We start from the raw sequence: 9,393 nt of genomic DNA, 5'->3' as shown, positions 1-9,393 counted from the left end.
CTGAGTGGCCTTGGATAAAAAGGTTGTCGAGCAACTCGCAGTCGGCCAAAGGTGAAAGATCAAAGTTCCGCTTGCGGTTTTCGCCGAGCGAAAGCTGCGCCAAATCGCGAAGTTCTAGCGTTCTCAGAAAGTCTGGGCGGTCCAGCTCAAAGACCCCGAAGTTTAGCAACTTCAAATTTGGAAGCCGCCCGATCTCCTCCTCATTGTCGATTGCAGTCAGACAATCGACTGCGAGGTTACGAATTTCAGGCAGATGACGGAGAGTCATTGCATCGAAACGCCCCCCGTAATGCCCATAGAATCGAACTTGAAGGCGATCTTTGGCCAGCCCGCAGGCTTCGTTCAGCGACGCCAAAATCGCGGGCGTGTATGCTTCTGGCCTGCTGAACTGAACAACCAATTGTCCACGCGTCTCGCATTCCTGGGCAATCCCAACCGGTGAAAGAATTTTTGGGTCTTGTGATCGCCCGCTATCTATTTTCAGCACGGTTCAACCAGTTCATTCTGCTAGCGAGACACCGTTTACCATTCACTCGCGATGCAAGCTACCGCGATTGCAAGGACATTGACCTAGGTCCTGTTGACAAAGTGGATTCCAAAATCGGCCGAAGTTTCAAGACTGCCTTTTAGGAGGTGGCTTTGGCGCGCGGGACCCGACCGATACGGAATGGCGGATAGCCGGACTCCTGCCAGCGGAGCGTGGCAGGGAATCCCGTCCGTCGTTGGATAATCGACGGTATCTCAATGGGATGCTGCATGTTCTGCGCGTCGGCTGCCCATGGCGGGATATGCACGAACGATATGGCAGGTGGAATTCGGTCTATGTGCGCTTTCGTCGATGGGCGAGACAAGGTGTGTGGGACGCCTTGCTGGAAACGCCTGTGGAGCTAGGGTGATGATTGGCGACACATGGTCGATGGCGCGACGGTTCGGGGCCATTCGCAGGCGGCGGGCACAAAAAGCGGGACTTATCAGGAAGCTTTTGGTCGATCACGCGGCGGTTTTATGACTAAATCCACGGCCGCACGGACGATCAGGGACGCCCTCTTGGCTTTATCCTGACGGGTGGGGAGGTTTCCGATTACAATGCTGTTCCCGATCTGCTGGCCAAGCCCAAATTATTTCTCGCCGACAAGGGTTACGATAGCGACGTTATCCGCGAGGAGTTGCTTTCCACGGCATCTTGCCAGTCATCCCGCCAAAAGCGAACCGTAAAGACCCGCCTTCCTGGGCACTTCAATGCTTACAAGGACCGCAACCGCATCGAGCGAATGTTCAACCGTCTCAAGCAGTTCCGGAGAATCGCAACGCGTTATGACAAGACAAGGTTGTCGTTCGCGGCTTTCTTGGCAATCGCGGCCGTAATAATGTGGCTTCCGTCATTCATCAGCCAGGCTTAGATGATCAGTTTCGGGATTTCGATCAATGGCCCAGTGTCCAAACGATTGAATTCCAGTTCGCCAAAATCACCCGTTTCAGCCTCGTAGAGGGTTACCTCCACTGGGGACCCGTCGCCATCCGCAGCAAGCTCGGAGGAGATCGGTTTTACGCCCCCTTTTAAGAGGGCGGCGTTCCTGATTGTGTGAGCGTTATCGACAATGAAAATTACCACCTGGATTGCGCTCAGATATTCATCCGACCACCTGTCGTTGAGTCTGTTTATCCAGCTCTTTTCAACATCCAGCAAGTTGCGAGGATTCTTTGTCCACATATCTGTCTCTAACCTTCAGCTGGTCGCAGGCGTTTGACGCCCGGCGCCAGAGCTATCATTAAGAGCTGACGATGACTGCCTACATAGCCGCGTCAGACGCTGTCAACAGAACTAAGCAGGCGTCAGGTCATGGCTTCTCAGATGGTTGAAAAGGTCTTGAGCGATCGGGGATATATCAAGGTTAGCGGCGACGCACACTGAGAGATGTCGGCGAGCCCAGCCGTCCAGTAGCGGCGTAATCGAAATTGAAAACGTTCGCTTGCGCTTTCTGGCTACCGTCTCTGGAACAATCGCCACGCCAACACCTTCACTTGCTGCCAAACATATCGATTCGGCTTCGATTTCACCGACCTACGTCTTTTCCTCGCCGTCGCTGACGCTGGCAGTATCACCCACGGCGCGGCTGACGTCGGACTCTCTCTTGCTGCAGCCAGTGATCGGCTGAGGGAGATGTGTCGTCTAGGCACCGATCTAGCCCGCCGTGCCACCGGGTGCAGCGGATTTTTGCGTTTATGGATCTCTCATCGCCCGGCAAATGACCGAAACCAAGCGGTCGCGCGCACTTTTGTGGAGCGCGCCTTTTGGGCGCCAGGCAAGGAAGTCGTCCACACTCATCCAGTCCACCGGATCTGAACCGGCTTGGGGTAGCTTGAATTCCACATAGAGATGCAGATCCCCCGGCACGAAGACGACCCGCCACGTTCCGTTGGCATCGGCGGCAAGAGTGCAGGTGAGAGAGGTCATGGCAGAAACTCCTTCGGTACGAGCTTGCCAGACCGTCCGGGAAATTCCATCGCAAGAAGTAAGTATTGACGCGCCGAGAGGTGCGGCGAATTGGGTTCGCCGTGGCTTGGCTTGGTTCCGGCAGGCCGATCAGGCCCTGGCCGAACTGGAATGCGTTCAGATCGTCATGGTCCTAGAGTCGACCTTCTTCACGCAACGAATATTTTTCGGCCTGGGTGACCGCTGCCGCCGTCAAGGAGGCATACAGGTGGATGAAGCCCACCAAGAAGGCCACTAGAGCCCCCGATGATGCGGTGTCCGGGGCTCATCACTTTTGATACCACGATGCAACAGCAGCTAGGACCCGCCATGTTTGTCACGAATTGTGGCGCGTCGATGTCGGATTGATCGCCCCGGCCTCGTCGTTCCAGAAAATGAAGGAGCAACGATATGTCTGAAAAGGAAGTCTTGTCTGTCATCCGGGGCCAGGAATACGCAACTGCCAAGGGGGACGCCCGCGCCAACGTCGATGCCATGGACCCGGATGTCGTGGTTTTCGATCTGCCGCCGCCGCTCGCTTATCGAGGCGAACAGGCACGCGACATCGAAGGGATAAATGCTTGGTTTGCAACTTGGCGCAATGGCGTCACCGTTCACATGGCTGACCCGCAGCTCATAATCGACGGCGATCTTGCAGTGGCCTTCGGGCTGTCGCGCATGACTGGCATTAAGACCGATGGCACAAAGGTCGACTCCTGGAGCCGGCGAACCATCGTGCTAAGGCGCATCGGCGGTTCTTGGAAAATCATCCACGAACACGCCAGCTTCCCTATGGCAATGGACGGTAGTGGGCGCGCTGTGACGGATCTCTTGCCGTAGTTCCGGAACGCCTAACGTCCTCAACAGGGATGTCGGCTTTCACGCGGCAAGGGTTCGTAGGTGAACGGTCGATTTGGCGGCCCGTTGCTGACTGTCAGCCTTGGCGCCGCAGAACGAACATGACGTAATCGCGGGAGCGGTGGCCACCAAAGCTGTGGCGGCGATGTTCGGAGCTCTAGCCGGCTGGCTGTCCCCCGATAGGATAAAGAACGGGCTCACGGCCTGACCATGCCTCATCCAGTTCTCGAAGCTTCGATCAGCCCGTTGCGCCAGCGACTGATCGACGACATGAACTTGCGGCGTTTCTCACGGGAGCTCGGACGCCTGGCGACGTTCCTCCGGCGTTCACCAGACACAGCGACCACCGACGACCTGTGCCGGTTCCAGATCGAGCAGCAGGACGACGGCGTTCCCGTGCCGACGATGAACAGCATCGTGTCGGCGCTGCGCTTCTTCTTCACGCAACGCATTGAAGCGTTGTCGAGAGTTATAGAGTGGATGACGAGCATTGCCAAATCCCGCCGTGCCGCCCATACACGGCTCGAACAATCGCGCCCATGCCGAGCGGCTGTTTTCGGCGCTCACCTCATTTTGCCAAGGAATACTGTCCGATGTCTGCAACGCCGTACCTTGGGTCAAAGCCGTGACGGATCACTCCACCGCCACTCGATCAATGTCCCTCGCGAGCCTGGGATGGACGGATTTTTTCGGCGATCAGCTTGGTCCGCATGAGGCAAACCTACTCCCGATGCGTATTGCCACGGTGCACCGTGACCGCCTGACCGGCATATCTCAAACAGGGCGAACGGAACTGACACTGCCGACGCATACTAACAGTGGCGACTACGCCGTTGGCGACTGGGTCCTTGTCGATCCCCATGCCCACCTGCTGCACCGCCGCCTGACCCGCAAGACAGTGCTGGAACGCCGCACTCAGGGCGCCAAGGCGCCGCAGCTTGCCGCAGCCAACGTCGACACGTTGTTTATCGTCACCTCATGCAATGCTGATTTCAACCCCGCTCGGCTAGAGCGCTACCTGGCGCTAGCGAACGAGGCCGGAACAACTCCAGTGATCCTACTGACCAAGGCCGATACCGTGGCTGACGCCCAGGAGTACGAAAAGCAATCTGCCGCACTGCAGCGGGGGCTGATCGTAGTGACGTTGAACCCGCGCACGGCTGATGCCGCAATCGCCCTAGCCGCCTGGTGCGGCGCAGGACAAACAGTTGCACTGGTCGGTTCCTCAGGCGTGGGCAAATCGACGCTGGTGAACACGCTGGCCGGATCAGCGCAGCAATTGCCTCAACAGACCGGAGACATTCGCGAACACGATGCCAAAGGACGCCACACCACCACCTCGCGATCCCTGCATCCCATTGCAGGTGGCGGGTGGGTGATCGATACGCCAGGAATGCGAACGCTGCAGGTTAGCGATGTAGCTTACGGCATCGACGCACTGTTCGCCGAAATTACCGAGCTTGCCCCGCTTTGCAGGTTCCGCGACTGCACTCATGCTCATGAACCGGGCTGTGCGGTACAGGCAGCTTTGGCCGCCGGCACGCTGGACCCTGAGCGTCTTGCTCGCTGGCGCAAACTCTCCGACGAAAACCGCAACAACACGCCAGTTCAAACTGGGCCTCGTGGCAGCAATTCCGCCAACGGTCGCGGAAAAAGGCGTTGAACGACTAGGTTTGAGCTCAGGCAGGGCCCATCCCGCAGCCGAGCACCGGGTCGTGCCCCGCCGAGCTACACCACTCAGCGGGGCACGACCCATCGCGGCCTCCCTTCCGGCGAAGAATAACTTTTACTCCATTTTCAGGATGGCCCAAAAGGATTCACTGTACGGTTTGGTATAAATGGGCACCTTTGAAGTGAGCGCGGATCGCGGCGGCATCTCTAACGAGCATTCGGGCGTGAGCAAGCTCTTCGAGCAAGACGAGCATTCGCGATCGCTGCTGCGCGAGGCGGGCGTCCAGACCCATAAGTTCGCGATTGAGATCGGCGGTACTTCCCACACAGGCCTTAGAAAGATGGATCGTTCCCAAGCCGTGCGAGGATTGCCCGCGCCTCGTCGCTGATTTCGCGGACAATCTCGGCTGCCGGCTGGACGCGGCGGACGAGGCTGACGCCTTGGCCCGACCATAGGGCAAGGGCGTCGATATCGCCCTCGTCACCCGATCCCGGCGTATGAGATTGGTATGAAACCACATCACCATATGGCGACTTTGCTACCACGACGCCTTCGTTGGGACGCCCACCCGCCGGCGGGCGTCCGGCTGTCTCCCAAGCTTCAATGGTTTTGTTGCGGAGGCTACGGTGCGGAGCGTCGGGCCAGCCGACGTCGAAAACCGTCCCATATTCTGTGTCCGTCTCCTTGGCCGAGAGGATGCGGTCGCGATAGCGCGCATGGATTGGAGCTTCGATGCTCGCGAGAAAGCGGGTACCGATCCAAGCGCCCGCGGCACCAAGTGCCATCGCCGCGGCTAGACCGCGTCCATCCGCAATGCCACCGGCGGCAAGAACTGGGACCGGCGCGACCTGGTCAACAACTGCCGGAACCAACGCCATCGTGGCTACTCTACCGTAAACGTGGCCACCGGCCTCCCAGCCTTGCGCGACGATTGCGTCCGCGCCATCCTCGGCTGATATCCGAGCCTGTTCGGCGCTTCCTGCCGTATGCAGCACCTTTGCCCCGCCACGATGCGCCGCAGCCGTCAGCGAACCTGCCTGGCCCCAAAAAAATGAGACTACCTGCACGCCTTCTTCCAAGCAGATCGCGAGGCGCTCCTCCTGCGGATATGTCAACACGAGATTGACGCCGAACGGCCGTTTGGTCAGGGCCTTGGTGGCCCGAATTTCTGCGCGTACCGCTTCAGGCGGACTCCAGCCGAGGGCGAGCATCCCGAGACCGCCTGCATTGCTCACCTCGGCGGCGAATTGCGGAGAAGTAGCTCCGCCCATGGCCGCCTGGACAATCGGAATTTCTATGCCGACGAGAGTGGCGAAGGCGTTGGGCATTGCGCTCCCCTGAATCCTTCATCCGGGCGCGGCCTTTTGCCCGATTTAGGGACAGTGGTCCAAAGGAGGCTTGAAATCAACGGGGATTCGCCGCAAAGGGAGACTACAAAGGATGAATCACGATTATTTCTGGCTGACCGAGGAGCAGTTCAGGCTACTCGCGGCGCTGTTGCCAACTGACACACTCGGCAAGCGGCGGGTTGATGATCGCCGGGTAATCAGCGGCATCGGTCGGCGGCTCCGCTTGATGTTTAGTTTTCCGACCAATTCCGACGCCGCCGGCGTAATGACCGCTCGCCGGGTCGGCTAGTTCGAGTCGAGAGCAACCCAAAGCGGGGTTGCAGTCCGGCCGCGACGACGCCTACCGGCTTCCGGCTGGCGGCCGAGGCTCTTTATCGCTAGCGCGTAAGGTGCGCAGGCCTCTGAGATAGCGGGCGAAAATCGCCTGCTTCTTTTCATAGCCGATGCGCACCATAGCTTTGCAGCTATCGCATCTGAAGCTTCCGATCGTTCTGAGCCAGGAGCCAGGCCTCACAATTGGATGTGAACAGGCCGGGCAGTGAAACTCCATTGGTATGTCGTGCAGATCATCGGACAAAGTTATTCACTTTTCGCCGCCAGCAGGTGTCCCTGCCACAACAACACCCAGATTGGTGGAATGTTTCAGCCATGGGCCTTCTGGCGCATACGGATCGGACTTCAGTCCAGTGTTCGTCCGGCAGCCGCCAGGAGGCGCGGGAGGCATCGGCGGCGAAGGAGGCCGGTCTAATGAGCGTGATCCAGTAGTTTGGTCACCTCGGCCCTACGAGGATATTCGGAGTTCGCGCGATCGATTCCCTCGACCGTGATCGCGATGGTTCCGTTTTCAATCCTCGAAATCCAGCCTTTCGCCTTCAGATACCAGATATGAAACTCCAGATGTTCGCGAGGGCACCCTGACAATCGTTCGATTTCCACGTCGCCAATGCCCGGATTGTTGACATCCTTTCGACGTTTTACATGAAGCAACGAGAGCAGTTTGGCTTGGATGTCGCTATCCCGTTCGATGCCGCCTTTGCTGTCTGCTGCTTCCTGCGCCAGCTCGCGATGAAGATTCATCTGCTCATTGTGTTGAATGTCATACTGCGCGCGCTTGGCGGGATCTTTGAGCGTGTTGTGTGCTTCCACGATTTCGCTGAAGCGTGCTTCATCCCCGGTGCTCTGATTGTCGGGATGATAGCGCATGGCAAAATAGCGAAACACGCGCTCTATCGTTTCTGAGTTGGCGTTTCGGCTGACTTCCAGAAGCTCGTAATAGTCAATGAACAAAGCCGTGCTCCCCTCCAGCGCTATTATAAAAGCACCCGCCGAACGGCACGGCAAATTAATCGTTAGTAAAGGGTTAATCGGAGAACGGGCCGAAACGAACGCTACGGGTTCGGCGGAGCGGCTGGCTATAGGGGACCGATCACGCCTTCCATTAGAAAGGCTCCCAGCGCACTCAGCAATGCCTCGGCGGTTTCCTTGTCGAGTTGCAGCTCGACCTCATCATCGTCATCCGTGATCAGCAGCAAGATGCCTTTCAGCGGATTGCCGCGATGTTATCACCACATGGTCATCCTGGAACTCGACTTCGCGGGCCATGGCCTCCGTCCTCTATTGATCGTGGCGGCATGCCGCACGAGCGATGAGAAAGGAAGCGGCGGCGGGGGAGGGTTAGGGCCTGGCGCCACATCCCACTGATAGCGCTTCGGGGGTTTGCGCAGAATTAGTTTTCCCCGTGGAACATTGTTGCGCCGAAACACTTCGGCCATTGCACTGTTCCCATCCAGTGCGCGACCACAGGTAAATTGGCCCGCGGCCTCACGGGGGGCCTTTTTGTTGCATAGGCGGAACCTGATATTCCGGGGCATGTTCCAAAGTTGGGTCGCTGCTGGCTGAAGGCCGCAAACCTCGGCCGGGCCCGCATCGCCGCAAGCGTGGTGCGGGCCCACAGGCGACCACAGCGGGCTAGCAAATGCTTGGCCAACAGCTCACGTGCTCTTGAGAGTGCCGTTCATCCCTTCCGGATAGAAGCCACCCTTGCTCACTCCGTCCTTGTCTGTGAGATAGACGATCCGGAGCACCTCCTGCGGCGTTCTGGTGAACACGATCGCATCGGGCGTCGAAGGAACGAAATTGGCTTTTCCGTCTACCTGAATTCCCTGGTCCTTGTCGTCCGGCCCGTCAAGTTTGTCCCGAGCATCGGAGATGGCGTTGGCTGCCTTCCAAGCCTTCTCTCCCTTCCGGTATAGCGTGGATCGCGCCATTCCCATGTGATAGGCCTCGACCGCAAGGATGCCTGCAGCGGCGGCGAGGAAGTCCTTGTTCTTTAGAACTGTCGCAGCTCCGGCATAGGCCGTGACCCCGACATCCTCGAACAACATCCCGCCGAGGACGAAATTCATTTCGTTGCCGAAGGGGTCGAAGTCTGGCCCGAGCTTAGCGGCCTCCGCCACGGCCTTGAAGCCCGCATCGAAATCGATGGCGGGCCGATCAACGGCTTTGGTTCCAAGCGTCTTGCGGTAGAAGCGGACGTGCGCGAGTTCGTTTTCCGCAACTTCCTGCATAAATTCGCCGATGGCGGGCGTCTCGAAGGAGACTTTCTTTCCACCAACAACGTCGCCGGGTTTCGAACCGACATCGGCTGCTTCGATGCCTTTTCCCGTGGTTCCCCGGAGGTAATATTCGGCCTCCATATATTCGAGGTTGAGCGCAAAGCGGAAAATGTCTTCATCCTGCACTTCGTTCTGGGCATAGGCGCGAGAAACTTGCGCCACGCCGGTTGTGGTGGCGAGGGTGGCTCCCAAGCTGAACTGCAGAGCGCGTCTGCGCGAAAGTTGAATTGAAGGGGTGACGCGGATCATGACTTCCTCCCAAAAGCCCACCGATACGCCTGTTGGCACCTCGATCACGGGCCAGTGACCCAACCCTGAGAACCGACGAATGTTCCTTAGGATGGTCGGGTAGGTTCGCCCATGCGTCCTTGCATCCTGGCCGCCTGATGGCTTCGTTCTCTGAGTCCACGGGCTGCCCGCGGATCG

11 protein-coding genes and 3 pseudogenes are annotated in these 9,393 nt (G+C 58.4%); 7 read left to right on the top strand and 7 right to left on the bottom strand.

Features of this window, described 5'->3' with window-relative positions:
- On the bottom strand, nucleotides 1-487 hold a 487-nt coding region (locus JT360_RS28955), incomplete at its 3' end, for a hypothetical protein (protein WP_214476128.1).
- A 181-nt stretch (nucleotides 488-668) separates the two neighbouring features.
- Between JT360_RS28955 and JT360_RS33825 the strand changes: the two are divergent.
- Both JT360_RS33825 and JT360_RS33820 read left to right on the top strand, forming a co-directional pair.
- A pseudogene (locus JT360_RS33825) lies at nucleotides 669-896 on the top strand (transposase); the annotation flags it as partial.
- Nucleotides 897-1,013: 117 nt separating this feature from the next.
- Nucleotides 1,014-1,400 carry an IS5 family transposase gene (locus JT360_RS33820; RefSeq protein ID WP_352128665.1) on the top strand — a complete coding sequence of 129 codons (387 nt, stop codon included), beginning with the start codon at nucleotides 1,014-1,016 and terminating at the stop codon, nucleotides 1,398-1,400.
- Here JT360_RS33820 and JT360_RS28945 read toward each other — a convergent pair.
- A complete protein-coding gene (locus tag JT360_RS28945) occupies nucleotides 1,397-1,711 on the bottom strand; it encodes a hypothetical protein (RefSeq protein ID WP_214476126.1) in 315 nt (104 codons plus the stop codon). The genes JT360_RS33820 and JT360_RS28945 overlap by 4 nt on opposite strands.
- A gap of 336 nt (nucleotides 1,712-2,047) precedes the next feature.
- Between JT360_RS28945 and JT360_RS28940 the strand changes: the two are divergent.
- Nucleotides 2,048-2,188: pseudogene (locus tag JT360_RS28940) on the top strand (helix-turn-helix domain-containing protein); the annotation flags it as partial.
- Nucleotides 2,189-2,221: 33 nt separating this feature from the next.
- Here JT360_RS28940 and JT360_RS28935 read toward each other — a convergent pair.
- Nucleotides 2,222-2,455 carry a hypothetical protein gene (locus tag JT360_RS28935; protein ID WP_214476124.1) on the bottom strand — a complete coding sequence of 78 codons (234 nt, stop codon included), beginning with the start codon at nucleotides 2,453-2,455 and terminating at the stop codon, nucleotides 2,222-2,224.
- On the opposite strand from JT360_RS28935, the gene JT360_RS28930 reads away from it, so the two are divergent.
- Complete coding sequence (locus JT360_RS28930) at nucleotides 2,454-2,732, top strand: hypothetical protein (RefSeq protein WP_214476122.1); 279 nt, start codon at nucleotides 2,454-2,456, stop codon at nucleotides 2,730-2,732. The genes JT360_RS28935 and JT360_RS28930 overlap by 2 nt on opposite strands.
- 152 nt (nucleotides 2,733-2,884) lie before the next feature.
- A complete protein-coding gene (locus JT360_RS28925) occupies nucleotides 2,885-3,313 on the top strand; it encodes a YybH family protein (protein WP_214476121.1) in 429 nt (142 codons plus the stop codon).
- Nucleotides 3,314-3,546: 233 nt separating this feature from the next.
- On the opposite strand, the gene JT360_RS28920 is transcribed toward JT360_RS28925, so the two are convergent.
- Nucleotides 3,547-3,822 (bottom strand): hypothetical protein, encoded by a 276-nt coding sequence (locus JT360_RS28920; RefSeq protein ID WP_214476119.1) that lies wholly within the window; start codon nucleotides 3,820-3,822, stop codon nucleotides 3,547-3,549.
- Nucleotides 3,823-3,986: 164 nt separating this feature from the next.
- Between JT360_RS28920 and rsgA the strand changes: the two genes are divergently transcribed.
- Nucleotides 3,987-4,994, top strand: coding sequence for a ribosome small subunit-dependent GTPase A (gene rsgA / locus JT360_RS28915; RefSeq protein ID WP_214476140.1), 1,008 nt, complete (start codon nucleotides 3,987-3,989; stop codon nucleotides 4,992-4,994).
- Nucleotides 4,995-5,335: 341 nt separating this feature from the next.
- Here the strand turns inward: rsgA and JT360_RS28910 are convergent, their stop codons facing one another.
- Nucleotides 5,336-6,331 (bottom strand): NAD(P)H-dependent flavin oxidoreductase, encoded by a 996-nt coding sequence (locus JT360_RS28910; protein ID WP_214476117.1) that lies wholly within the window; start codon nucleotides 6,329-6,331, stop codon nucleotides 5,336-5,338.
- A 112-nt stretch (nucleotides 6,332-6,443) separates the two neighbouring features.
- Here JT360_RS28910 and JT360_RS28905 point away from each other — a divergent pair.
- Nucleotides 6,444-6,560, top strand: a pseudogene (locus JT360_RS28905) (transposase); the annotation flags it as partial.
- A gap of 536 nt (nucleotides 6,561-7,096) precedes the next feature.
- On the opposite strand, the gene JT360_RS28900 reads toward JT360_RS28905, so the two are convergent.
- Together JT360_RS28900 and JT360_RS28895 are read right to left on the bottom strand one after the other, a co-directional pair.
- Nucleotides 7,097-7,639, bottom strand: a complete 543-nt coding sequence (locus JT360_RS28900) for a DnaJ domain-containing protein (protein WP_214476115.1) — start codon at nucleotides 7,637-7,639, stop codon at nucleotides 7,097-7,099.
- Nucleotides 7,640-8,343: 704 nt separating this feature from the next.
- Nucleotides 8,344-9,216, bottom strand: a complete 873-nt coding sequence (locus JT360_RS28895; protein ID WP_214476113.1) for a ferritin-like domain-containing protein — start codon at nucleotides 9,214-9,216, stop codon at nucleotides 8,344-8,346.
- Nucleotides 9,217-9,393: the final 177 nt, after the last annotated feature.

This window comes from Mesorhizobium sp. dw_380, assembly GCF_018588885.1.
GTDB lineage: Bacteria > Pseudomonadota > Alphaproteobacteria > Rhizobiales > Rhizobiaceae > Mesorhizobium.
This window is presented reverse-complemented; position numbering and strand designations above follow the sequence as displayed.

Coding starts and splice junctions, on each gene's coding strand:
- rsgA (WP_214476140.1), top strand. CDS start 3,987: ATGTCCCTCGCGAGCCTGGGATGGACGGATTTTTTCGGCGATCAGCTT.
- JT360_RS28930 (WP_214476122.1), top strand. CDS start 2,454: ATGGCAGAAACTCCTTCGGTACGAGCTTGCCAGACCGTCCGGGAAATT.
- JT360_RS28920 (WP_214476119.1), bottom strand. CDS start 3,822: ATGCTCGTCATCCACTCTATAACTCTCGACAACGCTTCAATGCGTTGC.
- JT360_RS28945 (WP_214476126.1), bottom strand. CDS start 1,711: ATGTGGACAAAGAATCCTCGCAACTTGCTGGATGTTGAAAAGAGCTGG.
- JT360_RS28935 (WP_214476124.1), bottom strand. CDS start 2,455: ATGACCTCTCTCACCTGCACTCTTGCCGCCGATGCCAACGGAACGTGG.
- JT360_RS28895 (WP_214476113.1), bottom strand. CDS start 9,216: ATGATCCGCGTCACCCCTTCAATTCAACTTTCGCGCAGACGCGCTCTG.
- JT360_RS28910 (WP_214476117.1), bottom strand. CDS start 6,331: ATGCCCAACGCCTTCGCCACTCTCGTCGGCATAGAAATTCCGATTGTC.
- JT360_RS28925 (WP_214476121.1), top strand. CDS start 2,885: ATGTCTGAAAAGGAAGTCTTGTCTGTCATCCGGGGCCAGGAATACGCA.